Raw genomic sequence first — 25,649 nt, 5'->3', positions numbered from 1 at the left:
TGTGGCCTGATGCGCGCGGTTGCCCGTCACCGCGGCATCAGGCCGAAGGCACTGGCCTGACAGCCGCCCGTGGGCTGGTTATCATGCGCGCATGAGCCAATACCGACTGCCTTTCATACATCTCCCCCAGCCGCATTCCGCCGGATGCATCCGGGCGTTGCTTTGCCTGTGGCTTCTCAGTGCTTTGCTGCCTGTCTGCGCTGCAGAAGTGGATCAGTTTTCACCTCAGCCCCGCGCTCTGGCGGACAGCCGCGCGGTGCTCAATCTGGAAGTGAACCGGCGTCTGCTTAACGCGGTGGAACGGGCGAACCGGCCGGTGCCCAAACCCGCACGAGTGCGTTCAGGCGTGCCGCGCCGATTTCCTCAGTGCGATACCGGGCTGCTCTACGATGCACTCAGCTGGGAGCTTGCCCGTCCTGTGATCGGGCAGGTAGAAAGCTTCGCCGAGCAAAGCCCTGAGGTTGATCGTTTTTCGCTGCCGCTGGCCGATTCTGTGTACCGGGATTTTCTCTGGCCTCAGTCACCGTCGCTGGTGCTGAGTGAACGCATGGCGTCTGTGATCCGTGTTGGCGATGTGCAGCTCGGCAGCGACAAGCTCGGTCATTTTTTCACGGAAGGGTACAGCTACTTCACCATAACCAATGAGCTGTCTGAGGGCGCAGAGCAGGGGCTGCTGTTCGGTGAATGGTCGGAGTCTGTCTATTTCGGAGCCCAGACCACGGGCGTGTTTTCGTTTGCCGATCTGACGGCCAATTTTAATGGCTTGCGTTTCTGGAACCGGGTGCTGGCTCTGCAGCCGGATCCTCTGGCTGGCGGCTTACCGGAGCCCTACGTCGGTTGTGATGGCCGTCGCTGGCAGCTGCTGCGCTCGTTTGATTGGGCCGACTACGTCGATAGCGGCTGGAGTGAAAACATCAACTGCTCTTTGTACCGCACACCGGAGTTGCTGGCGGCGGTGCTGGGACATGCCCCCTTGTGCCGGCGTGAAGCTTTGCCTCTGGCGCGTTACGGCAGCTGGGCGCTGCGTTTGCTGAATCAGGCCGGACCGGGAGTAATCCCCGATTATCTGCAGCCCGAAGCCATTCTGGCGCAACGCAGTTTTGTGCAGGAGCTGAACCTGCCAGTCGGTACCGTGGATTACCTGCGCGAACTGCGGGAACAGCTCGAACTCTGGCGTCAGCAGCAGGTGCGTAAACTGCAGGAGGCCCGCTGATGCAGCAGATCGTGGTCGACCTGTCGATCAATGCCCATGAATACCAGCGCTATTATTCCGGGCAGGTGCGGGTGGTTGTGGCGCGCAGTCTGGACGGGCGCACCGTGCGTTTCCCGGCCTCTGTGCTGCAGCAGGTGGTGAGCTACGACGGTGTGCAGGGCCGCTTTGCCATTCGTTTTACCGGTGACGGTAAGTTTCACAGCATCGAACGCCTCTGATTCCTGCTTTTTTGCCGCCCGGCGTCGATATTTTTGCCGTCGGTCGTCTACAGCCGGGCGGCGCTGACATATAATGCCGGCCGTTTTTGAACAGGTTCCAAAAGAGGTTGGTTATGGATTGGTACAGTCTGAGTCGTGCACTGATGTTCCGTCTTGATGGCGAGACATCCCACGAGCTGGGTCTGGATATGCTGGGCGCCGCTGAGCGTCTGGGTCTGCTGAAGTTTCTGGCCCCTCAGGTTGCTGCGCTGCCAACCACAGTGGCGGGTATCGAATTCCCTAACCCGGTTGGTCTGGCTGCTGGTCTGGACAAGAACGGCGACTACATCGACGCGTTCGCCCGTCTGGGTTTTGGTTTCATCGAAATCGGTACGATTACGCCGCGCCCGCAGCCGGGTAATCCTAAGCCACGTCTGTTCCGTATTCCGGAGCGCCGGGCCATCATCAATCGCATGGGTTTCAACAACAAAGGCGTTGACCATCTGGTTGAGCGCGTAAAAGCGGCCAAATACAAGGGCGTACTGGGCATCAACATCGGTAAGAACTTCGACACGCCGGTCGAGAACGCCACCTCTGACTACCTCAAGTGTCTGGATAAAGTGTATGAGCACGCCACCTATGTGACCGTGAACATCTCGTCGCCCAACACACCGGGTCTGCGTACCCTGCAGTTTGGCGACTCACTGAAGCAGCTGCTCGATCCGATCAAAGCCCGTCAGCTGGAGTTGGCCACAGAGTTCGGTTACAAGCCGGTGTTTGTGAAGATCGCCCCGGATATGGACGAAAACGAAGTGTCTATGGTGGCTGAAACGCTGGTGAACAGCGGCATTGACGGCGTGATTGCCACCAATACCACGCTGTCACGCGAAGGCGTATCAGGTCTGCGTTTCGGCTCTGAGGCCGGCGGCCTGAGTGGTGCACCGCTGGAAGAGCTGGCGACTGAAACCGTAACCAGCCTGTGCAAAGCACTGAATGGCCGTCTGCCGGTGATCGGTGTGGGCGGCATTCTGGACGGGCAGGGTGCGGCGGATAAAATCAACGCCGGTGCCCAGCTGGTGCAGGTGTACAGCGGATTCATTTACCGTGGCCCGCAGCTGGTGGCCGAGGCGGTCGACGCCATTGCGGCACTGCGTTCCTGACCTGACAGGTCCGGGTGCATAAAAAAAGCCCCGCCTGGGCGGGGCTCTGCTTCCCTTGAGGGGAAGCGGCAGAGCGGGCAGAAGCCCGTTAAACAGCTATCTTGTGAATACCAGAAACGCCGGTATACCCATCCCAGTTGTCGGACCGGCCAGACCGCCAGCCAGCCAGCCAGGCGTCCCTGTTTACGCCCGGAGGCGCCAGATCTTTTGAACGGCGCTCGACACCTGCGCGGTAACCACGTGCAAAAGCTCTTTCCTGCATATCGCGTTTCTGTTTTTTCATAAAAAGCGTCCTCGCTTGGATGATTTGGCAGAGCGGCCAGAGCAGCGGTAAACATCACTGGCCGACAACAGTTCTACCAAGCGGGCACGGGACTGTTAATTATTTATTACTTCTAAGCGACGGATTTCTTACAGCCAGTCGCTATTTGACGAAACGGGTTTTTTCCTCATGCAAAATGAAACATCAGCACCGGTTTTCAGCTGGTTAGCGGCCTGTCCGAAAGGCATTGAGCCTTTGTTGGCAGACGAAATCAGACACTTAGGCGGTGAAGTTGAACGGGAAACGCACCTCGGCGTCATTTGGCGTGGCGACATGGCGCTGGCGTACCGTTTCTGTTTGTGGAGTCGTCTGGCGTCGCGTATGCTGTTTCCGTTACAGGAAAGTCAGGTAGACAATGTCGACGATCTTTATAAAGCGGCGCATTCCGTCGACTGGCCGGCGGTCTTTCCACTGAAGGCGACGTTCCGGATCGATTTCCACGGCCGCTCCGATTTCATCAATAACACCCAGTTCGGTGCGCAGAAGATCAAAGACGCCATCGTCGATTGCTTCCGTGAAGAAACCGGCGGCCGTCCATCGGTCGATAAAGACGGCGATGTGCGTATCGAGGCCCAGCTGCGCAAAGGCAAACTGTTCCTGTACTTCAACGTCAGTGGCGACAGTCTGCACCGCCGTGGCTACCGTCTGCAGCCGGGCAAGGCGCCGCTGAAAGAGAACCTGGCGGCGGCCATTCTGATCCGTGCCGGCTGGCCGCAACTGGCGGCGGAAGGCAAGCACCTGATCGATCCTATGTGCGGTTCCGGCACGCTGCTGATGGAAGCGGGCATGATGGCGGCCGACATTGCACCGGGTCTTAATCGCCAGAAGTGGGGCTTCCAGTCCTGGCTGCGCCACAATAATTCGCAGTGGCTGGCCATCACCGAAGAAGCGCGTCTGCGCCGCACGGCCGGTATCGCCGCCATGAAGAACCGTCTGTACGGCTTTGATATCGATCCGGAGCAGCTCAATGCGGCCTCCAACAACCTTGCCCGTTCAGCACTGGCCGGCCGTATTCATTTTGAACGCCGCTCCATCGAGCAGCTGCGCGTTAATCAGGATGTGATCGAAGAGGGCGGTCTGGTGGTGTGTAACCCGCCCTATGGTGAGCGTCTGAGCGAGTTACCTCAGCTGGCGCCTTTGTATCAGCAATTCCACGACGCCACCATGAAACTGCCGGAATGGAAGCTGGGTGTGTTCACCGGCAACATCGATCTGGCGAAAAGCATCCGTCGCCCGTTGCTGAAGCAATACAACTTTATGAACGGCCAGATTGCGACCCGCCTGCTGGTGTTTGGTGCGGCGGATGAACGTTCGGCTCAGCCACAGGCGAGCATGATCCGTGGCCCGGTGGAGCAGTTTGCCAACCGTCTGGGCAAAAATCTGAAGCAGCTGCGTAAGTGGGCCAGCAAAGAAAACGTGCAGTGCTACCGCCTGTACGATGCTGATCTGCCGGAATACGCGGTAGCCATCGACCAGTACGGTGACTGGCTGCACGTGCAGGAATACGTTCCGCCGAAATCCATTGACGAAGCCAAGGCCGAGCGCCGGCTGCTGGATGTGCTGGCGGTGCTGCCGGAAGTCACGGGTGTGCGTGCCGAGCAGATCGTGCTCAAACGCCGTGAGCGTCAGAGCGGCAAGCGTCAGTACGAAAAGCAGAACACCGAGCAGCATTTCTTCCCGGTTCAGGAAGGCAATGTGAAGGTGCTGGTGAACCTGAAGGATTATCTGGATACCGGCCTGTTTCTCGATCACAGGCCGACCCGTCTGTCGATTGCCGGTCTGGCTCAGGGCAAGCGCTTCCTGAACCTGTTCTGCTACACCGCAACGGCGTCGGTGCATGCTGCGGTGGCCGGTGCTCAGTGCACCAGCGTGGATATGTCGCGTACCTATCTGAACTGGGGCAAAGACAACTTCCGGCTGAACAACATCGATCCGGAAAAGCACGCGTTCCTGCAGGAAGACTGTCTGCAGTGGCTGCGCGACTGTCGCGATACTTTCGACCTGATCTTTATGGACCCGCCGACCTTCTCCAACTCCAAGCGCATGGAAGGCGTGCTGGATATTCAGCGCGACCACGTCATGCTGGTCAGTCAGGCCATGCGTTGCCTGAATCCGGGGGGGCTGCTGATTTTTTCCAACAACCTGCGAAAGTTCGACATGGATGTGGATGCACTAAAAGAGTTCACAATTTCCGATGTGAGCGCAAAGTCGGTGCCATTTGACTTCGCTCGTCGCACCAATATTCACCACTGCTTCCATATCCGACACAAAAGTTGAGATCTGGCGCACAGCTCTGGGGCGCATGAGCCCTAGGGTTGTGCAAAAGTTTGTAAATTTTAACGCCTGTCGCCGTCAAAGATGACAATTCTGGTACGGTTTCTGCTAATCCCTTCGCCTGAAAGTAGGTTGTGCCCCAAAAGCGGGACATGCCCTGTGCCGGCCCTGTCATGAAGCATCGCTCAGCGATTCACTGATCTGGCGGTTCCGGCGGTTTAACGTTCTATTGATTGAATACAGCGAGGATCAAGGTGGAAACTATTGACGTGAACAGCATCAACAGCGCCGTCGAAACGTTGATGCAGAGCGCCAACACCCTGTTTATTTTGCTTGGCGCCATTATGGTGCTGGCAATGCATGCCGGTTTTGCGTTTCTGGAAGTGGGTACCGTTCGTCATAAAAACCAGGTGAATGCTCTGGTGAAGATCATGACCGATTTCGGTGTCTCGACACTGGCGTACTTCTTTATCGGTTATCAGATCGCCTACGGCGTGAACTTCTTCAGTGGCGCCTCTGCGCTGGTGCAGAACAACGGTTACGATCTGGTGAAGTTTTTCTTCCTGCTGACCTTCGCTGCGGCGATTCCGGCGATTGTGTCCGGTGGTATCGCTGAGCGTGCCCGTTTCTATCCGATTCTGTTTGCATCAGCCCTGACCGTTGCCTTCGTATACCCATTCTTTGAAGGCATCATCTGGAATGGTAACTACGGCTTCCAGAGCTGGCTCGAAGCGACCTTCGGTGCTGCCTTCCACGATTTCGCAGGTTCTGTGGTAGTGCATGGCGTGGGCGGCTGGATCGCGTTTGCTGCTGTGTTCCTGCTGGGCTCCCGTAAGGGTCGTTACCGTGATGGCCGTGTGGTGGCATTTGCTCCGTCCAACATTCCGTTCCTGGCATTGGGTTCATGGGTTCTGGTGGTCGGCTGGTTCGGCTTCAACGTGATGTCGGCGCAGACCATGACGGGCATTTCCGGTCTGGTGGCCGTGAACAGTCTGATGGCCATGGTGGGCGGTACCATCGTCGCTATGGTGGTGGGCAAGAACGACCCTGGCTTTATTCACAACGGTCCGCTGGCCGGTCTGGTGGCCGTGTGTGCCGGTTCCGACATCATGCATCCGATCGGCTCTCTGCTGGTGGGTGGCGTTGCCGGTGCTCTGTTCGTGTTTATCTTCACCCTGGCACAGAACAAGTTCCCTAAATTTGACGACGTGCTGGGCGTTTGGCCGCTGCACGGTCTGTGCGGTGTTTGGGGCGGTGTTGCGGCCGGTATCTTCGGCAGCGAAGCACTGGGCGGTCTGGGTGGCGTGACCTTCCTGTCGCAGCTGGTGGGCACTCTGGCCGGTATCCTGGTGGCGCTGGTGGGTGGCTTCCTGGTGTACGGTTTCGTGAAAGCGGTTTCCGGTATCCGTCTGGACGAAGAAGAAGAGTTCAACGGTGCTGACCTGAGCATTCACAAGATCGGTTCGACCAACGAAGACTGATTCTGTGCATCGCCAGTACCAATAAAAAAGCGCCCCCGGGCGCTTTTTTTATACCTGCTGCACGGAATGCATGAGTGTCTTGAGCGGATTTGCGGTAAACAGGGAGCGGATATGCCAATGCTGCGGGTGTACACTTGTTATCCCGGCAAAACCGGCTTTCCTTTTCTGATTACTCCCGACGTTACGGAGATCTCATGCTCAGACGCACCAAAATTGTCGCCACGATTGGCCCGGCGACGTCCTCTTCTGAAAAAATCGAACAACTGATTCAGGCAGGTGTCGATGTTTTTCGCCTCAATTTCTCTCATGGCAACGCCGATGACCATCGTGACCGCGCTGAAAAAATCCGCGCAGCGGCACGTAAGGCCGGCCGTTTCGTCGCCATTCTCGGCGACCTGCAGGGCCCTAAAATCCGCATCGCACGCTTCGCTGAGCAGAAGGTGTTTCTCGATGTCGGTCAGGTATTTTCTCTCGACGCCACCCTCGCCAACGACGCCGGCACTAAAGAGCAGGTCGGTATTGATTACAAACAGCTGATTGAGGATGCCCGCACCGGCGACATTCTGTTGCTGGACGACGGCCGGGTTGAGTTGCAGGTCACTGAAGTATTTCCGCACAAGCTGGTGACTCAGGTGAACATCGGTGGCTGGCTGTCGAACAACAAAGGCATCAACCGTCTGGGCGGTGGTTTGTCGGCCAAAGCACTGACCGAAAAAGATAAAGAAGACATCCGCCTGGCTTCCGAGCTTAAGGTGGATTATCTGGCGGTGTCTTTCCCTCGTGACGCGGCAGATATGAACGAAGCCCGCAGTCTGCTGGACGCCGCCGGTGGTCACGCCGGTCTGGTGGCCAAAATTGAACGCGCCGAATGCGTGCAGTCCGATGACGTGCTGGACGACATCATCCGAGCCTCCGACGCTGTGATGGTTGCCCGTGGTGATCTGGCGGTTGAGATTGGCGACGCTGAGCTTGTCGGCGTGCAGAAGAAAATCATCGCCCGTTCGCGCCAGCTGAATAAGCCGGTGATCACCGCCACGCAAATGATGGAATCCATGATCGCCAGTCCGATGCCGACCCGGGCGGAAGTGTCTGACGTGGCGAACGCTGTGCTCGACTACACCGACGCTGTGATGCTGTCGGCCGAAACGGCGGCGGGTGATTATCCGGTGGAAGCCGTAAAAGCCATGGTGCGCATCATTGAAGGCGCCGAGCGCAATCCGCTGGCCAAGCGCTCTGGGCACCGTCTGTATCAGGAATTCCACGCCATGGACGAAACCATCGCGCTGGCGGCCGTGTACGCGGCCAACCATCTGGTGGGCGTTAAGGCGATTATTTCGCTGACGGAAACCGGTGCGACCCCGCGTCTGATGTCGCGCCTGCGTTCACCGCTGCCGATTTACGCTTTCTCCCGCCGCGAAGACACCCAGAACCGGGTCGCGCTGTACCGGGGTGTGCAGCCGGTGGATTTCCATGCCGATGAGATGGAACCGGACGCCATTAATCCGCGTGCCATAGCGGTGCTGAAAGAGCGCGGTGTGCTGGTCGACGGCGATCTGGTAGTGATCACCCGTGGTGAATACCTGAACGCGCAGGGCGGTACCAATACGCTGAAAATCTTCCGCGTGGAGTAAGCCGGACCTGAGTTTCCGGAGATACACAGACCATAAAAGAAGCCGGGTATTTGCCCGGCTTTTTTATGCTCTGTTATCGGCTCAGATCCGCTATCTGAGGCTTTCGCCTCAGGCTTTCACGGGCGTCGCAATGCGGTGGCTGACGGCGTAGAGCAGCGGCACCACCCCCAGCGTCAGCACAGTGGCAAAGCCCAGACCAAAGCTGATCACCACGGCCATGGCGCTGAAGAACGGGTCCGTCAGCAGCGGCACCATGCCCAGAATCGTGGTCAGGGCCGCCATGGTGACCGGACGCAGACGGCTGACCGAGGCGTGGAACACCGCATCGTAAGGCTCGCGGCCTTCACTCAATTCCAGCCGGATCTGATCGACCAGTACGATGCCGTTCTTGATGATCATGCCCGACAAACTGAGGAAACCCAGCAGGGCCATAAAGCCAAACTCCGCGCGCAGCAGCAACATGCCGGCCGTCACGCCGATGATGGCCAGCGGTACACAGGCCCAGATCACCAGCGAGCTGCGCAGCTCGTTAAACAGCAGCACGGTGATGATGAACATCAGCAGATAGCCCAGCGGCAACGAGGCAAACACGCTTTTCTTGGCGTCGCTGGAGGATTCGTACTCCCCGCCCCAACTCAGTTCATAGCCAGGTGGCAGGGCAATGGCCTCAATCTGCGGGCGCAGGCGTTTGAACAGGCTGTCGGCGGTGATGTCGCTGTCGAGTGACGGATCCGCAAACACGCGGATGGTGCGTTTGCGGTCACGGCGGGCAATGATCGGGTCTTCGAACACCACGTCAAAACGCTCGACGATCTGACCGATCGGGATGTAACGGCTGAACACCGGGCTCCAGATCTGGAGGTCGGCCAGATCATCGATGTTCAGACGCTCGTAGGCCGGTGGACGCAGCACAATGGGCTTGAGCGTCGTGCCTTCGCGGTACAGGCCAATGGTCTTGCCGCTGAAACTCAGCTGCAGCAGATCGTCGAGATCCTGTTTGGATACACCCGCGCGGCGTGCGTTGTCTTCGTTAAACACCGGACGTATGACCTTAGTGCGCTCGCGCCAGTCGTGGCGGATGTTATCGGCGTCGGCATCGGCGTGCAGAATGGCGATTGCCTGCGCCGCCAGATGGCGCAGCACTTCTTCATCCGGACCTGAAAAACGCGCTTCGATCTTGGCCGCCGCTCCAGGGCCAATCTGTAACCGCTTGAATTTCACAAAGGCGTCCGGCAGGGCACCACCAATCCACTGACGGCCCTGTTCAATAAGGGCCGGGATCTGGTCGCGGTCTTCGGTGCGGACCATGACCTGAGCAAAGGCCGGATACTGACGTTCCGGTGCGTAGGTCAGCATAAAACGCTGCTCACCCTGTCCGACGGTTGAGGCGGTGAACACTACGTTCGGCTGATCGCGGAAGTAACGCTCCACGGTTTGTGCCTGTTCCTGTGTGGCGCGGATGTCGGACCCTTCCGGCAGCCAGATATCGATCAGAAACATGGGCGTATTGGACGGCGGGAAGAAGCTCTGTTTGACGAACGCAAAACCGCCAATGGCGATCAGCATCGACAGCACCATCAGTGCCATGGTCAGACCGCGGTTGGCCAGCATAAAGCGCAGGCAGACGCGGTACACGTCGTACAGAAAACCGTGGTACGGGTCTGCGTCGGTTTCACCATCGGTTGCCGGTGTTTCTGCGAACAGCAGGTGACACAGGAAAGGCGTCAGTGTGATGGCGGTAATCCAGGAAAACAGCAGCGACAACAACAGCACCCAGAACAGAGAGCCGACGAATTCACCGGTGGAATCGGGTGACAGGCCGATGGGCGCGAACGCGGTGACCGCAATGACCGTGGCACCAAGCAAGGGCCACTGCGTCTGCTGCACGATGTCGTAAGCGGCGCGGGTGCGGCTCAAACTCCGCTGAATGCCTACCATAATGCCTTCGGTAATCACCAGGGCGTTGTCGACCAGCATACCAAGGGCAATGATCAGGGCGCCCAGTGAAATACGGTGCAGTTCAATGTTCAGCATCTTCATGCAGATGAAGGTGCCCAGAATGGTCAGCAGCAGAATGATGCCGATGATGATGCCGGCCCGCATGCCCATGAACACCAGCAACACCGCGATCACGATCAGTACCGATGCAAGCAGGTTAAGGACGAATCCGGTGGACGACGCATCGACCTCGGCGGGCTGGTCGTACAGGGTATGCAGTTCAATCCCGAGCGGGCGGTTGGCGTCGAGACGGGCCAGATGCGCGCGCAGTTCTTCACCTACTTTGACCACGTTGACGCCGGTGTTGAAGGATATTCCCAGACGCAGCGACGGCAGACCGCTGAAATTGGTGAGATGGCTTGGCACCTCGGCAATGCCCGCGGAAATCGTGGCGATGTCACGCAGGTAAATCAGCTTGTCGGAGCCGGTCTGGCTGACCAGCAGGTTGCCCAGTTCCTGAACACTGGTGAATTCACCGGTGGGGTTAATGCGAATGTAGTCGTCGCCAATGCGGATGCGCCCGGCGCTTTGCACCGTATTCTGGGTTTGCAGCAGCTGATACAGGCGTGACAGCGGAATACCGAGATTGGTCATGCGCTCGCGCGAAATATCAATAAACACCTGTTCCTGCTGACTGCCGGTGATGTTCACCTTGGCGATGCCGTCGAGGGTCGACAGCTCGCGCTTGAGGTAGTCGGCGTAATCGCTCAGCGCCTCATAGCCGTAGTCCGGACCGGTAATGGCCAGCAGCACGCCATACACGTCGCCGAAGTCGTCCATCACAATCGGGGTGTCGGCACCCGGTGGCAGATAGGCGGTTTTATCCGTTACCTTGCGCCGCAGTTCGTCCCAGATCTGGGGCAGTTGCTGCGATTTGTAGGTAGGTTTTATCTGCAGATGAATCTGCGAAAAACCGGCTTTGGATACCGAATCGACAAACTTGATGTAGGGCAGCGCCTGAATTGCGCTTTCCAGCGGGGCGGTGACTTCTTCCTCGACCTGCAGCGCACTGGCGCCCGGATAGTAGGTCAGCACCATGGCCTCTTTGATCGTGAATTGCGGGTCCTCAAGACGTCCGAGGCCCATGTAACTGATGGCCCCGCCGACCAGCAATATGAGCAGCATCATCCAGCTGGTGGTGCTGTGGCGGATAAAATACGTGGCCGCGTTGGTTGGCTGGCTCATGATCACAGGCCCCGTTCTTTGATCCATGGGCGGATGCGCATACCCGCGCTGGCCTGATGCACACCAGCGGCGAGAACCGTTTCACCGGGTTGCAGGCCACTCAGGATCTCAAGCCCCAGACTGCTGATCTCGCCGGTTTCGACGGCGCGGGCTGAGAGCGTCATATCCGCCCCCACAACCCACACCTGAGCCTGATTGGTGCCGCCGGGTTGCTCGTCGTTCTGGAATACGGCCTGCGCCGGTACAAACACCGTGCTGGTTTGCTGGCTCAGGACCTGATTCAGATCGACGTACACGCTGGCGCTCATGCCGGGCAGCACGTTCAGGCCCTGCGGGCGGGGCATGGTCAGGGTCACCGTAAAGCTGCCGGTGGCCGCATCGGCCTGTGCTGTGTGTTCTTTGTAGCGCGCCGGAAACTGACGTCCGGTGATGGCCTCGAATTCGACCAGCGGCTGATAGTCGACGTTTTCGCGACGGGCGATGTGGGCCATCAGGTTTTCCGGAATCTGCATGCGGATTTCCAGTTGGTCGCGCGCCTGCATCACCAGCACGGTTTTACCGGCAGCAACGGGCTGATGATTGTCGGCAAACACCTCGGCCACGATGCCGGAGAACGGCGCTTTCAGAACCGTGTACGACAGGTCAGTTCGGGCGCTGGTATAGGCCGCTTTGCTGATGTCCAGTTCGGCCTTGGCCTGATCGAACTGGGCTTTGGAAATCTGGCTCTGTTCGTACAGATCGCGAATCCGGGTGAACTGAGATTCCGCCAGTTCGTAGCGGGCTTTACGGTCGTCGACCTGCAGTTGGTAATCGGATGGATCAAGGCGGGCGAGTACCGCACCCTGAGCGACGTCCTGGCCGGCTTTTACCGGCAACGCCATCAGTTCTCCGGCTACCCGGAACGCCAGTGGGGCGCGCTCTGCGGCCTGCACCTGAGCCGGAAAACGGCGCATGGCGCTGCTGGAAGGCGCTTCCACCTGATAGACGCGCGCGGGGCGGGCGACCGCTTCTGCGGTTTCATTGGCCGGGCCGGAACAGCCACTGAGCAGAAAAGCAGCCAGCGCCAATGGCATGGCGATGGCGCCGCGCACGCTGCGGGAACCGCTAGGGGTGCGTTGTAAGCCGCAGTGCGTTGCGCAGGAACGAGGTGCGCAGGAATGACGAGCGCTGGAATGACGAGCGCCGGAGTTTGGTGAGAAGGAGTGCGCTGAACCGGTGTACGGTAAGTCGGGAAGACGCTGCGGTGCCATGTGGGTGTCCTGCTTCTGTCTGAGTCTTTCAAGAATGGCCCGTCCGTTCAGAAAGGCCAGAATTGGTTGAGAGTTCAGACGAAGGGTACACCGGAATTAAACGCTTTGTGGGCCAATATTGTCCTGAATCCGATGACAATGCGTTGCCGAAACTGAGGCTGGGGCGGCTGTGTGCTCTGTGTTAATCAAAAGCTCAGCAATGGCGATGACAGATCCGCCCCTCAGGCTGAGGCGCGGATCAGCTGGCGGAAAAAACCGGGCACGGCCTGCGTGGCCGGGCCATACAGCCGGTCGGCAAAGGCATCTTCGGTTTGCGAGGGTTCGAGGTTGATCTCGACGGTGTGCGCACCGGCCTGGCGGGCCACCTGCACGAAGCCGGCGGCGGGGTAGACATGACCGGACGTGCCGATGCTGACGAACAGATCGCAGCGCTCCAGCGCCTGATAGATCTCGTTCATAAACAGCGGCATTTCACCGAACCAGACAATGTGTGGCCGCAGAGTCGGGCGGTTGCAGCAAGGGCAAAGGGTGGCGCGGGTAATGTCGTCGCGGAAAGGAAACACCTTGCCCGTGAGCAGGCAGCGCGCTTTGAGCAGCTCGCCGTGCATGTGCAGCAAATTGCGGCTGCCGGCGCGGTCGTGCAGATCATCGACGTTCTGAGTGACCAGCAAAAATTCACCGCTGAAGGCGCGTTCGAATTCGGCCAGTGCCTGATGGGCGCCATTGGGTGCCACTTCCTGCAACTGAGCGCGGCGGGCGTTGTAGAAACTCTGCACCAGCTCAGGATCGCGGACAAAGGCTTCCGGCGTGGCTACGTCTTCGATGCGGTGGTTCTCCCACAGGCCATTGGCATCGCGGAAGGTGCGCAGGCCCGATTCGGCGGAAATACCGGCTCCGGTGAGTACGACGATGCGGCGGTATTGAGTCATGGGCTGCCTCAGTCGTGGAAATGGTCGGAAAAGAAGGCGCGGATTTCGTCGGTTCTTTCCATCGCGTCGTTGTAGCCCAGTTCGATCAGGGCGTTGCAGAACCCGTGTGAAAACAGCAGGTAACTGAGCACGCCGGCGCCGTTCTGGCCGGCGTTGCCACTGCCGCCGATGGCCAGTTTCAGGGCGCGTGGAATTTCTGCCGCGTGCTGGCCGGCGAGCTCATCGAGTGAACGGCTGGGGTTAATTTCCAGCAGTTCGACGTGTCTGAGTTCCATGCCTTGTTTTACGCGCACGGCCTCAGGAATTTTTTCTATGGTGCGGTTGATGCGGCGCAGGCGTTCAACGTCGGTTTCCATCGAGTCGAGGAAGGCGGCGTTGAGCATATGACCCATAACTTTCGCCGGTGACGGATAGCTGTGGCTGGTCGGGCGTTCTTTGCGTTTATGGGCGATGCCGCTGACCCCGATAACCATGATTTTTTCGGCGCCCAGGTGCAGTGCCGGGCTTAGCGGCGCAAGCTGACGCACGGCGCCGTCGGCAAAAAATTCGCGGTGAATTTTAACCGCCGGAAAAATCATCGGAATAGCGGACGATGCCATCAGGTGATCGAGCGTAATACGGCTGCGCAGTCCGACCCGGCGCTGACGCTCCCAGTTGGTGATGCTGTAGTGGCCCTGAAAAAAAGAGACGGATTCACCGCTCTCCAGGCCCGAACAATTCACCGCAATGGCGTGCAGGGCACCGTTGTCGATGGCGCTCTGAATATTGTCGAATTTAATGACATCGCCCAGCAGGTCGCGCAGCGGACCATTATCCAGCAGTGACACCGGATCGTTTTTGTAGCGGCGGCCAACAATCAGGCTGCGGGTCAGCCGGGCCAGCGAGCGGGACATGCCCCAGAAATCGGTGCGGTAAATCTGGTCGCAGCTGAAATGCATCCAGATGCGTTCAAGATGTTTGATACCCAACCGGTAATTTTCGGCGTAGCTCGCCAGGGCGACACCATTGATGGCGCCTGCGGACGTGCCGGAAATAATGTCAAAAGGGTTGTAGTGGCCTTTCGGCAGAATTTTGTGGATGGCTTTCAGTACACCGACCTGATACGCGGCCCGTGCGCCACCACCGGAAAGAATGAGACCTGTTTTTTTTATGTCCAAGTGAAAATCCTGTGCTCGGCAGAGAGGCTCTCAAGGGCGAGTATAGTGCATAATACCGCTTTCTGATGAAGTGAGAGCGAGCCATGTTTACCGGAATTGTGCAGACCAAACTGCCTGTTTTTACGCTGGACCGACGTGACGATTTTGCCACGTTTACCTTTGAGTTTCCGGAACAACTGTTAGCTGGCCTGCAATGTGGTGCTTCGGTTGCGATCAACGGCACCTGCCTGACGGTACGTACCATTGACGGCCACAAAGTGAGTTTCGATGCCATTGGGCAGACGCTGCGGGTAACCAATCTGGGAGCGCTTATTCAGGGCAGTGTGGTCAATATCGAGCGAGCGGCGCGCTTTGGCGACGAAATCGGTGGCCATGTGCTGTCCGGCCATATCATGGATCAGGTTGAGGTACTGGCCGTGGACGATTCTGCCGACAACCGTGTGGTGTGGATGCAGCGTCCGGCGCATCTGGCAATGTTCCTGCTGGACAAAGGCTTTGTGGCGCTGAATGGCTGCAGCCTCACCATCGCTCAGGTGGAGGACGACCGGTTCAGTGTGCACCTGATTCCGGAAACCCGTGACGTAACCACCTTTGGTGACGTCGTGGCTGGCAATAAGATCAATCTGGAAGTGGATGCCCAGACTCAGGCGGTGGTGGAAACCGTTCGCCGCTTACTCGGTGACGGCAAACTGCTGGCGGACCTGACTAAAACCCTGTCTGCCTGAGCGGACTTGGTTCACTGGCGAGCTGGTTCACTGACAAGGTTGTGATTAGGAAGCCGCTGTTTGGCAACGCGCTGTTGGGTAAAGCGCAGCGCGGCTCGTGACCCGGTGGGGTGACGGCCGCGACACTGAGTGTCGGCCTTTGCTGGCAGGCCGAATGAGCCGGCGGGCGACTTACAGTCCTTGCAGGAAGCGGATGATGTCCGCGGATTCGTACATCCATTTTTCTTTGCCGTTATCGTCGATCAGCAGACAAGGCACTGTGGTGCGGCCGGTGGCTTCGTACTGCTGTTCGCTGAACTTACGGTTGGTCAGCACATTGCGCTTCTCAACCTCGACGTTCAGTCCGGGTAGTGCCCGCAGCACACGCTGACAGAATGGGCAGGCATCGTAGTAGTACAGTGCGTATTTCATAACGTTCCCCTGAAGTAGTTGAGATGAATTATACCGAACAACTCGTGCTTTTTCTGATTGCCCTTGCGGCTAACTGGTTTTCGGCGCTGGCCGGCGGTGGTGCCGGGCTGGTGCAGCTGCCGGTGCTGATATTTCTGGGGCTGCCGTTTCCTCTGGCGCTGGCGACTCACAAGATTGCCACTGTGGCTCTGGGGCTGGGGGCCACGGTCCGGCATCTGCGCGAGAAGCATCTGGAACGCTGGTTGCTGGCGCTGATTGTGCTGGCGGGGGTGCCGGGTGTTGTGGGCGGGGCCCTGTTCATTCTGGGCGTCGATGCGCGCAAGGCAGAGATTGCGCTCGGCCTTCTGACCCTGTCACTGGCGGTGTATTCGTGGGTGAAGCCGGAGCTGGGCATTGTCCGGCAAGATAAGCACCGCACCAGCACAGGAGTGCTCATCGGTGGCCTGGTGTTGTTGCTGATTGGTTTTGCCAACGGCGCGCTGTCGGCCGGTAGCGGCCTGTTTGTAACCCTGTGGCTGGTGTACTGGTTCGGGCTGGATTACAAAACCGCCGTAGCGCAAACCCTGGTGGCGGTAGGGCTTGGCTGGAATGGTGCCGGGGCCATTACCATGGGCACCGCAGCAGAGGTGCAGTGGGACTGGATTCCGGCGCTGATTCTGGGCTCGTTACTGGGGGGCTATCTTGGCGCGAATACCTCGGTGAAGTCGGGCAATCACACCATCAAACGCTTGTTCGAGGCGATTACCCTGATTGTTGGCCTGAAGTTGTTGTTGGGTCCTCTGCTTTGACCCGGCCTTCGGGCAGCCATTTCATCACCATGGTGCGCACCATATCCATAGAGATCGGCTTGCTCAGATAGTCGTTCATGCCGGCGTCCAGACAACGCTGCTCATCGCCGGACATGGCGTTGGCGGTAACGGCGATGATGGGCGCATCGCGTTCGCTGAGGTTGCCGCTGCGGATGCGGTGGGTGGCTTCAAAACCGTCCATCACTGGCATCTGGCAATCCATAAAGATCAGGTCGTAGCGGAAGGAACGCTTCGCTTCCAGAATTTCCAGCGCCTTTTCGCCATTGTCGGCAACATCCACCTGCAGGTGCAGGCGGTTGAGCATGGAATTCAGCACCCGTTGGTTAATGGTGTTGTCTTCCACAATGAGCGCGCGCCCACGAATCTGTTCGACCGGTGTCAGATGCACGGCTTCGGCTCTGTCGTGCACCAACCGGACTTCGCTGTTGCCCAGCGGTTGTACCGGCAGACGCAGACGGATACTGGTGCCGCCATGCTTCACACTGTCGATCTGAATATCACCCTGCATCACATGGCAGACGGCCCGCACCAGCGACAGGCCTATTCCCAAGCCCTGATACTGGCGGTGCATGGAGGTGTCGGCCTGGCAAAAATAGTCCTGCACCCGGGCCAGCTCGGTAGCCGTCATGCCGATGCCGGTGTCGGCAATGCGGATATCCAGACATGGCCGTTCCTGCAGACGGTCGACACCGACCGCTACGCTGACGTGGCCTTCTTCGGTGAATTTAATCGCGTTCTCAAGCAGCGCTTTCACGGCGTGGCGGATGCATTTGATGTCCGCGCGGATATGGTTCGGCAGACCGGGTTCCAGTTTCAGCTCAAAGCCCAGATGTTTTTCATCGCACTGCTGGCGCACGTAATCGACGGTGGAGCGGATCATGGGTGACAGCTCAATCACTTCTGGCGCCAGTATGCGGTTACCCGCCTGCAGTTCGGTGTAGGTGAGGACGTTGTCGACCAGCTCCAGCATGTCGCGTGCGCTGGAGCGTGCGTCCTGCAGGGTCGACATCAGTTTCGGTCCCTTCTCATCACCCGCCAGTTCCAGTGAGCCGATGATGCCGTTCAGGGGGGTGCGGAATTCATGACTGATGGTGGCCAGAAAATCGTTCTTCAGACGGTTGGATTCGGCGAGTCGCTCGGCCCGCTCTTCGAGTTCTTTTTTCACCATGGTTTCAGCGTGCAGTTTGGCGCGCTGAAGAATTTTAATCCGGTCGGCAAGGGCAAACGACAGCAGCACAATTTCAATACCGCTGCCGATTTTGCTCGCGTGGGTCGTCCATAAATTGTTCGGTAAATGGCCGAGCATCATGCCAATGGTGATCATGCCGCCCACGATCAGTGTCACCCAGGCGGCGAGGAAAAAACGCGCCTGACGGTGGCCGCGGATGAGCATGACAATTGACGCGTAAAATACGGTCGCGAGGAAAATCACCACCACGAATTTGCCGATGCTCATGACCGTCGCGATGTCGAATACAAAGGCCGAAATACAGATCATGGCCGACAGGGCAAGGCAGACTCGCAGAGCAATGTCAGCATAGCGGTGCTGGATTTTAGTCTGCAGGAAGCCACGGGTGAACGTGGTGCCGAATACGCCGACCAGACCAATGGTCAGTGGTACCGCGATCTGTTCAATCCAGGGCGAGAAAGACCAGATGAACTGGTAACCCAGACCGCTGGTGGCCAGCTGCAGGCCGGCGAACGAAGCGATGTAGGCGATGTAATGCAGATAGTCTTTGTCACGGATGCTGGCCCACAAAAAGAAATTGTAGAGGAACATCACCAGCATCATGCCGTAGTAGAGGCCCAGCCCGTATTGTTCGTTGCTGCGTTGCTCAATGAAATGGTTTACCTCCCAGAAATTGAGCGGCACCTGCATGGACGAGGACGACTGAACATTGATGTACAGCCGCTGCTGCGGTTCTTCGCTGAAATTCAGGGGTACAACAAAATTGCGGTGCGAAAATGGGCGGTCGGCAAACACCTTAAGGTCGCCCATATCGAAGTGCTCAAGGGCTCTACCGTCCGGGGTTTGGATGTACAGGTTTACGACGTCGAGCAGAGGGTAGTTAATTTCCAGCAGCCATTCGCGGTCGGATGCCTGCGTGCCGTCAATATCTAGCCTCAGCCAATAGGCCGATGCGGTAAATCCTTCGTTAAATACATCCTTCGGATACGGCTGTAACGCAATCTGGTGGTCCAGCAGATAGGGCAACGACCATTGCCCCAGAGGGTCTTCGACGTAGTAGAGCACACCTTTACTGGTGGCGTGGGTACTGTCAGTGGCGAGTGTGATTTTAGCTGGGGTGGCAGAATCGTCCGGCGCAGGCAAAGCCGCACTGAGCGAACTCACGGCGCGCGCAGGCCCTGACAGCAGCGTCAGGGCGACCAGCAGGAAAAACAGAAGCGGAGTTTTCAAATCCTTTTGCCACATCATCTGTCGACACTAAATCCCTATAAAAACAGCGTGTTTTAACCCCTGACAGGGCGTCCGTTTAAAGAACGCCTTGTTACCATGAGCAACAAGCCCAGCACAAGTAATAAATAGCTCATCGCGCCGCCACCGCCCGATGAACTGGTGACAACAACCGTGGTGGTGGATTCGCCCCCGGTACTGATCAGGGTTACGTTGATGGTCTGACTGGAGAGAGAACTGTCGACATCCAGCGTGACGGTGCCACCTTTCGAATGCGTCACTGTGATGGTATCCGGTATCTGAACCGACAGGTCGCCACTCCAGCGGTAGCGCACCGACGAACTGCTGATGCTGGTGGTGCTCAGTACTTCACTGGTGCCATCGGAGAAGGCCAGTGTGATGACCGGTGCCTCACCGGTGAAGTTAAAACCGGTCGACTGCACAATGCCGGTCAGGGTAAAGGCCGTGTCAGAGGCGGTCAGCGTAACGGTTGCTGCAGAAGACGTGGTCGTAATGCTGGCGGATTTATCCTGATAGCCCTCGGCGCTGATATCCACGATCACGGTTTCCGGCGGACGCTGCAGGGTCGCAGCGCCACTGGCGTTGGTCGTAGCGTCGGTATCAAGTCCCCACAGCGCATAACGGTCATCGTCGATCACGACACTGGCTCCGCTGATCGGGTCGGCACTCACATCCAGCACTGTGACAGTCAGTGATAGTGGTGCCAGGAACTCCAGCGCTTCATCCGATTGCGGAATGTTGGTGCCGCTGACGTTCAGTACGGTGGTCAGGTCACTGGTTTGCGAGGCTGGCAGCGATACGCCGACGATCACCGCATTGAAGTTGTCCGCATCATCCGGCGCCGTAATGGAGGTTAGCGTTGTTCCTGTGGTATCGGAGAACGTGAGTTTGCTCAGGCTGTCGCTAAGGCTGAGGATAGTGCCATCCGGTGCGCCTTCAATCATCACTTCCTGCAGGGCACCACTGCTTACCAGAAATGGCGATACGTTGGTGGTGAACAGCAGGGGGCGCTCAAAGTAGTAGGTCGCACTGAGGCCGTTGGAGTCCGTGACGGTCAGCGTGTAGGTGCCGGCGAACGCGCCCGAATCCGGCATCGCCAGAGTGTAGATACCGGTAGAACTGTTGTACGTCAGCAGTTCATCGCGGCTCACCCCATCAAAGAACAGGCTGGTCGACAGGGCGTTGTCACCACCTGCCATGCTGAAGGTATAGGCCGAGGCAGGCACGCTGACATCCGAGCCATCGCTGAAAGCATCGCTGCCGGACGTCAGTTCATAGTTCTCGTAGACAGTGACACTGACGCTCACGTCATCATAAAGGGCGCCGTCGCTGACGCGTACGGTAACGCTTTTTGTGCCCATACTGGTGCCGGCGCTAACCGTTAATGTACTGCCGGCGAAGCTGGCTCCGGACAGCCCTGACCCGACGGATTGCACCGTGTAAGTCAGCGTATCGCCATCCGGGTCGGTGGCACTCAGTTCAGCAACCACCGAGTCGGACGCCAGCACGTGCAGATCCGGTACGGAACCCCATGACGGCGCCTGGTTGCTGGCTGACAACAGGGTTATTGCAAGCGTTGCGGTTGTGCTCAGGCTGCCATCACTGACCGAAACATCCACGTTGGTAATACCTGTCTGTCCGCTGACCGGTGTAATGGTCAGACTGGCGCCACTGAGTACCGCCGATACTTTGGCTGAGTCATAACTGCCAAGTGAGAAGATCAGGGAGCCCGACGCGGTTTCGACATCGGTTGCCGTGAGCGTGATGGCAAGCGGGGTATCATTCGATGTGGAATAGGTCGTGGTGGCGGTAAATACCGGCGCGTCATTTACGGCATTGACGGTCAGGGTGAAACTGGTGGAGTCCGTGGCCGAACCATCGGATACCTGGATGGTGACTGAGCCCGAGCCGTTGTAATTCGCGGTTGGCGTGAAGGTCAGCGTCGAGCCGGAAATGCTGGCGCCAAAGTCGCTGGCCGCTGAAGTCACGGAATACGTCAGACTGTCGCCGTCAACGTCGGTCGCTGACAGCGCGACATTCAGAGTGTTGTCTTCATCCAGACTTTGACTGCTGATGCCGGTAATCACTGGAGCATCGTTCACGCTGGTGACGGTGACCGTGAAGGTTTCTGAGTCGCTGCCGCCATTGCCGTCAGACACACTCACTGTAATGCTGCCAGAACCGTGGTAATTAGCCGTTGGTGTAAAGCTCAGCGTGGTTCCACTCAGGCTGGCTCCGAGATTGGCCGGAGGTGTGCTGAGGGAATAGGTCAGTACATCGCTGCTGTCTGCGTCCGTTGCGCTGACGGTCAGTGATAATGTGCCATCCTCTGCGAGGGTCTGGTTGCCGATGGAGGCCAATACCGGCGCGCTGTTGCTGCTCAGTAGTGTCCAGCCAACGTCAGCCAGCAAATATTTGGCAAGGCCCGGATCATCAAGGAACTCGGTGTACTGGGGCTCCATGATTTCATTGGGGGTCACGTCTGTGTCGAAATGGCTGACGGAGGATCCTGATTCATAGCTGGTCGGAGCGTACATCTGAATCCGACCGCTGTTGACACCGGCCGACAGTCCGGAAAGCTGGGCGTTGGTCTGAGTCCCATTCCACTGAAGATTGGTATCGTTCAGCGCCGACGCAGCGCGTTGTGTTTGATTCAGCGAGGTAACCAGTGCCGCTTGCGTCGCATCGTATAGCAGGCGGGTGTATTCATCCCAGACATCGTCAGGGCCGTAGGTTGCTGGTGGCGAACCGTCAGACCCCATCATCGACAGAAAACCCATGCCGTGCATCAGCTCATGCAGAACAACGGACAGCAGCGAGTTCAGCGTGCCTGTGGGTGCGTCAAAACCCAGATACCAGCCATAGCCTGTCAGACATCCCGTGTTGCCGAGATTGCTGTTGAACTGAGCGGTAATCTCAACGCCTGAGTTTACGTCACTGCCCTGTAGCTGATTGGCCAGTGCATCGGGGTAGGCGCGGTAGTTGCTGATTGAGGCATCGTAAACATACGACACCAGACTCGGACCTGCGCTGCCGAGGGTTGCGGACGTCGTGGTGCAAGACAGCGGGTTGAATTGAGAGTTGACCTGCACAGTTACTGAAATATCAAACTGCGCGTTGAGAATCTCTGCGGCTTTGTTAAACACCGCCAGACGCTGGGCTCCCAGCGTTGTTTCTGTGTTGCCGCCAACGGCACTGACGCTGGTGGTGTCGTTAAAACCTTCGCCGGCACCGTCGCCGTTCACGATGACAAGCCCCGACGCCAGAGCATGGGGTGCAAATAAGGTGGTCAGAACAAGGAGGCTGCTGCTCAGCCAGTTGCTAAGGTTGCGCTTGGTAAATCTCATGATGGTAGACCTCATTGCTGATCGGCGTTGGCGGCTGGTGGTGGTGGCGGAGGGAGAGCCATCACAGCGTCGGGTATCGGCATCACCTGACGTTCAGCCTGATGCAGCTTGCCGTCTTCGCCGATGTAGGCCATGACGACGGTGCCGTACTGGCCCTGAGTTGGCAGTGCGTAGCCACTGGCGGTTGGGTGCAGTGTCAGAGTGCTGGCCGGAACCCGCCGGTTTTCTATGTCTGCGGCCAGCTCAGGTGGCAGCGGGTCTGGCTCATGTTCATGCCGGTTCTGTGTGGTATAGCGTCCCTGATTCTGCAGATTCAGGGTTTGCGGCGCGGGCGGAGGAGGTGGCGGTGCTGATAATCCGGGCAGTGGGGGTTTTGCCGGGGCGGGCGCCGGCGCAATCTGCACCAGCGTGTCCCGTTGCACACTGTAAATAACGATGGCGGTAAACCCCAGAGCAACGGCGGCTCTGGCCAGTGTGTGTAAGCGCATAAGCGGGTCTCATCAGCGACTGCCTTCTAAGGCTAGTGCTTCCTTTACCAATCTCCAGCAGATGCCCGTATGCTTGCTGTAATGGTCGGTAACGCTGTGTGTCACTGATGGATTACTTATTTTTTGCGCGCGTCAGTCACCGTTGCGCGCGGCCAGAGCACGCTTGGTCAGGCGGGTCGCCTCGGCGCTCAGGGGGTCTTCCGGCCAAGGATGTTTCGGGTAGCGGCCACGCATGTCCTTGCGTACATCGGCGTAGGTGTTGCGCCAGAAGTGGGGCAGATCCTGTGTTACCTGCAATGGCCGTCCGGCCGGCGACAGCAGGTGAATCAGCAGCGGCATTTGCCCTCTCCACACCGATGGCTGCCCTTCGAAGCCGAACATTTCCTGCAGTTTGACAGCCAGCACCGGCGTTGGCTGCGTGTAATCGATGGCAATGCGAGAGCCGCTCGGTACCGTCAGCTCGTGCGGCAATAGTTCACTGAGGGTCTGCTGCTGTGGCCAGTCCAGCAGCGTTAACAGGGCTTCTGTCAGATTAATACGACCCAGGTCGCGCTGGTGGCGGGCCTGAGCACAGAACGGCAGCAGCCAGTTCTCTTGTGCGGCAATCAGGCCGTCATCCGATACGTCGGGCCATTGATCAGGCGCTTTGCTGTGGGCAAGGGCGAGACGGGCGCGCAGTTGCCGGGCTTCATCTGTCCAGTTGAGTGAAGATATACCGTTATCTTCAAAAAACTTTCGCCAAATCTGCGGCCATTGCTCGGCCGTCAGGCTGTTCATGCGTTTGGCTTCCAGCACGATACTGCCCAGACGAATCTGCTCTTCGGCCAGAAACTGACCGTTATCGAGCCAGCGAACATCCTGATGACGACTGAACAGCTGCGGTGCGATTTCACGCAACCGATCCAACGACCGGTCGGTCAGGCTGGCTGCCAGACGCACGGTCACTGACTGGCCGCCACTGACATCGGCGCATACCAGCCAGTCGCTGTGGGGGTGATCAGTTTCCCGCAGCAGACTGGCGCCACGGCCGTTTGCCAGTTGAAAATCCGGGGAGTTAGCGCGACGCCTGCCAATCAGATCCGGCCAGGCGAGCGCCGTAATCAGACCGCTATCGGCTGGCTGCGAATCCTGAGATACCTGAATCTGATTCATCAGACGGCGTGAGAGGGGCTCGGCCCGGGCTTTCCACAGCGACGACTGCGCGCGTGCACGTTCCAGCAGGCGCTGCAGATCATCCGTGGTGCGTTGCTTGTGTGGCCACTCCTGCAGCAGTGCGGCAATGTCACAGGCGGTTTTACCCATGCCTAAGGCTTTGGCCTGCAACAGGGCGTGGGCCCAGCGGGGCTCAAGGGCCAGCGCGGCGCAGGCCTTGCCATGCTGGGTTAACTGAGCACCGGCTTCGATGCCAAGCTGGTGTAGCAGTTGCGCCGCCTGGCTCATGGCGGCTTTGGACGGCTTGTCGAGCCAGAGCAGTTCGTCGGAGTCGGCACCCCATTGCAACAAGGCGATACGCAGGGGGGCCAGATCGGCGTCGAGCAGCTCGGCGCGGATATGGGCATCCCGTCGGTGCTGTTCGGATTCGGGCCACAGACGGTAGCAAACGCCGGGCGCCTGGCGCCCGGCCCGGCCTGCGCGTTGTTCACTGGAGGCCTGCGAAATCGCTTTGGTTTTGAGTTCACTGAGGCCGGTGGCCGGTGAAAACTGCAGGCGCCGCTCAAGGCCAGAGTCGATAACAATGCGCACACCATCAATGGTCAGCGAACTTTCGGCTATGTTGGTCGCCAGAATGATCTTGCGCATATCCGCTGCCGCAGGTGCCAGCGCTGCTTTTTGCTCAGCGTCCTGCAATTGCCCATGCAGGGGCAGCACCTGCCAGTCATCTGGCAGCGTGTCCTCCAATAATGCCTGTACCTTGCGGATATCACCGACGCCCGGCAAAAACACCAGCGCATCGCCGTCGTGCAGGCTCATGGCCTCGCGTATTGAGGTCACAATCTGCTGCGCCAGCGTTGATGCATGGCTGTTCCAGGCGCGGTAGTGCAGGTCGACCGGAAAGCTGCGGCCTGTGCTGACCAGTACCTGAGCCTGCAGAGCATCGGCAAGACGTTGTTCGTCCAACGTGGCTGACATGACCAGCAGGCGTAAATCGGGGCGCAACAACTGCTGACATTGATGGGTCAGCGCGAGGGCTAAATCGGAGTTCAGATGGCGTTCGTGAAATTCGTCGAAGATCACCAGGCCCACACCCGTCAGTTCCGGGTCGTCCAGCAGCATGCGCGTGAGAATGCCTTCGGTAACGACTTCAATGCGCGTGCGGGCTGATACCCGGTTTTCCAGACGCACCCGGTAGCCCACCGTGTCACCGACCGGCTCTCCGAGTTGCGCGGCCATGAACGTTGCTGCATTGCGAGCCGCCAGCCGGCGCGGTTCGAGCATGATGATTTTCTGGCCGCCAAGCCAGGTGTCGTTCAGCAGTGCGGGTGGCACGCGCGTGGTTTTACCGGCGCCGGGTGCTGCACTGAGCAGCGCCGTAGACTCGGTTGCCAGCAACTGACGCAGCTCGGGGATAATCTGATCGACCGGTAATTCAGGAGGTTCGGCGGACATAGGGTGCAGACAGGGCATTCATCGGGGG

At 58.5% G+C, this 25,649-nt stretch carries 18 protein-coding genes; 8 read left to right on the top strand and 10 right to left on the bottom strand.

The genetic code is table 11. The features are described 5' to 3' along the window. The first annotated feature begins 208 nt into the window (after window positions 1–208). The 3 genes from ACQUQU_RS07805 to ACQUQU_RS07795 all read left to right on the top strand — a co-directional run bounded on the left by ACQUQU_RS07805 (window position 209) and on the right by ACQUQU_RS07795 (window position 2,570). Window positions 209–1,213: a hypothetical protein gene (locus tag ACQUQU_RS07805; protein WP_430462680.1), complete on the top strand. Its 1,005-nt coding sequence runs from the start codon at window positions 209–211 to the stop codon at window positions 1,211–1,213. Further along, entirely contained in the window at window positions 1,213–1,431 is a 219-nt protein-coding gene (locus ACQUQU_RS07800) for a DUF2835 domain-containing protein (RefSeq protein WP_430462679.1), read from the top strand. The genes ACQUQU_RS07805 and ACQUQU_RS07800 overlap by 1 nt, the downstream gene beginning before the upstream one ends. A 113-nt stretch (window positions 1,432–1,544) precedes the next feature. Beyond that, complete coding sequence (locus ACQUQU_RS07795) at window positions 1,545–2,570, top strand: quinone-dependent dihydroorotate dehydrogenase (RefSeq protein WP_430462678.1); 1,026 nt, start codon at window positions 1,545–1,547, stop codon at window positions 2,568–2,570. An 88-nt stretch (window positions 2,571–2,658) separates the two neighbouring features. On the opposite strand, the gene rmf is transcribed toward ACQUQU_RS07795, so the two are convergent. Beyond that, window positions 2,659–2,853 carry a ribosome modulation factor gene (gene rmf, locus ACQUQU_RS07790; RefSeq protein WP_430462677.1) on the bottom strand — a complete coding sequence of 65 codons (195 nt, stop codon included), beginning with the start codon at window positions 2,851–2,853 and terminating at the stop codon, window positions 2,659–2,661. Window positions 2,854–3,021: 168 nt separating this feature from the next. Here rmf and rlmKL point away from each other — a divergent pair, with 168 nt between their 5' ends. The 3 genes from rlmKL (at window position 3,022) to pyk (ending at window position 8,278) form a co-directional block, all read left to right on the top strand. After that, window positions 3,022–5,169, top strand: a complete 2,148-nt coding sequence (gene rlmKL / locus ACQUQU_RS07785) for a bifunctional 23S rRNA (guanine(2069)-N(7))-methyltransferase RlmK/23S rRNA (guanine(2445)-N(2))-methyltransferase RlmL (protein WP_430462676.1) — start codon at window positions 3,022–3,024, stop codon at window positions 5,167–5,169. Between the two features lie 266 nt (window positions 5,170–5,435). Beyond that, a complete protein-coding gene (locus ACQUQU_RS07780; protein ID WP_430463024.1) occupies window positions 5,436–6,647 on the top strand; it encodes an ammonium transporter in 1,212 nt (403 codons plus the stop codon). Between the two features lie 194 nt (window positions 6,648–6,841). Beyond that, on the top strand, window positions 6,842–8,278 hold the full coding sequence (pyk, locus tag ACQUQU_RS07775) for a pyruvate kinase (RefSeq protein WP_430462675.1): 1,437 nt from the start codon (window positions 6,842–6,844) through the stop codon (window positions 8,276–8,278). A 108-nt stretch (window positions 8,279–8,386) separates the two neighbouring features. On the opposite strand, the gene ACQUQU_RS07770 is transcribed toward pyk, so the two are convergent. The 4 genes from ACQUQU_RS07770 to ACQUQU_RS07755 form a co-directional block, all read right to left on the bottom strand. Then, window positions 8,387–11,461, bottom strand: a complete 3,075-nt coding sequence (locus ACQUQU_RS07770; RefSeq protein ID WP_430462674.1) for an efflux RND transporter permease subunit — start codon at window positions 11,459–11,461, stop codon at window positions 8,387–8,389. Between the two features lie 2 nt (window positions 11,462–11,463). Next, window positions 11,464–12,552 carry an efflux RND transporter periplasmic adaptor subunit gene (locus ACQUQU_RS07765; RefSeq protein WP_430462673.1) on the bottom strand — a complete coding sequence of 363 codons (1,089 nt, stop codon included), beginning with the start codon at window positions 12,550–12,552 and terminating at the stop codon, window positions 11,464–11,466. Window positions 12,553–12,932: 380 nt separating this feature from the next. Continuing rightward, window positions 12,933–13,739: a Sir2 family NAD+-dependent deacetylase gene (gene cobB / locus ACQUQU_RS07760; protein WP_430463023.1), complete on the bottom strand. Its 807-nt coding sequence runs from the start codon at window positions 13,737–13,739 to the stop codon at window positions 12,933–12,935. Next, on the bottom strand, window positions 13,649–14,797 hold the full coding sequence (locus ACQUQU_RS07755) for a patatin-like phospholipase family protein (RefSeq protein ID WP_430462672.1): 1,149 nt from the start codon (window positions 14,795–14,797) through the stop codon (window positions 13,649–13,651). Before ACQUQU_RS07755 ends, cobB begins: the two co-directional genes overlap by 91 nt. Before the next feature lie 83 nt (window positions 14,798–14,880). Between ACQUQU_RS07755 and ACQUQU_RS07750 the strand changes: the two genes are divergently transcribed. After that, window positions 14,881–15,522, top strand: a complete 642-nt coding sequence (locus ACQUQU_RS07750; protein WP_430462671.1) for a riboflavin synthase subunit alpha — start codon at window positions 14,881–14,883, stop codon at window positions 15,520–15,522. Window positions 15,523–15,693: 171 nt separating this feature from the next. Here the strand turns inward: ACQUQU_RS07750 and ACQUQU_RS07745 are convergent, their stop codons facing one another. Then, complete coding sequence (locus ACQUQU_RS07745) at window positions 15,694–15,933, bottom strand: glutaredoxin family protein (RefSeq protein ID WP_430462670.1); 240 nt, start codon at window positions 15,931–15,933, stop codon at window positions 15,694–15,696. 23 nt (window positions 15,934–15,956) lie between these two features. Here ACQUQU_RS07745 and ACQUQU_RS07740 point away from each other — a divergent pair, with 23 nt between their 5' ends. Next, complete coding sequence (locus tag ACQUQU_RS07740; RefSeq protein WP_430462669.1) at window positions 15,957–16,721, top strand: sulfite exporter TauE/SafE family protein; 765 nt, start codon at window positions 15,957–15,959, stop codon at window positions 16,719–16,721. Here ACQUQU_RS07740 and ACQUQU_RS07735 read toward each other — a convergent pair. The 4 genes from ACQUQU_RS07735 to hrpB all read right to left on the bottom strand — a co-directional run bounded on the left by ACQUQU_RS07735 (window position 16,675) and on the right by hrpB (window position 25,621). Next, the gene (locus ACQUQU_RS07735; protein WP_430462668.1) at window positions 16,675–19,161 is read right to left on the bottom strand and encodes a 7TM diverse intracellular signaling domain-containing protein; all 2,487 of its coding nucleotides are present in this window, start codon (window positions 19,159–19,161) and stop codon (window positions 16,675–16,677) included. The two genes, ACQUQU_RS07740 and ACQUQU_RS07735, sit on opposite strands and share 47 nt — an antisense overlap. A 53-nt stretch (window positions 19,162–19,214) precedes the next feature. Continuing rightward, window positions 19,215–22,526, bottom strand: coding sequence for a tandem-95 repeat protein (locus ACQUQU_RS07730; RefSeq protein ID WP_430462667.1), 3,312 nt, complete (start codon window positions 22,524–22,526; stop codon window positions 19,215–19,217). Window positions 22,527–22,537: 11 nt separating this feature from the next. Further along, a complete protein-coding gene (locus ACQUQU_RS07725) occupies window positions 22,538–23,014 on the bottom strand; it encodes a hypothetical protein (protein ID WP_430462666.1) in 477 nt (158 codons plus the stop codon). 132 nt (window positions 23,015–23,146) lie between these two features. Beyond that, window positions 23,147–25,621 (bottom strand): ATP-dependent helicase HrpB, encoded by a 2,475-nt coding sequence (hrpB, locus tag ACQUQU_RS07720; RefSeq protein ID WP_430462665.1) that lies wholly within the window; start codon window positions 25,619–25,621, stop codon window positions 23,147–23,149. Window positions 25,622–25,649 lie beyond the last annotated feature (28 nt).

The organism is Thalassolituus sp. LLYu03, from assembly GCF_050507655.1.
Lineage (GTDB): Bacteria > Pseudomonadota > Gammaproteobacteria > Pseudomonadales > Oceanobacteraceae > Venatoribacter.
This window is presented reverse-complemented; position numbering and strand designations above follow the sequence as displayed.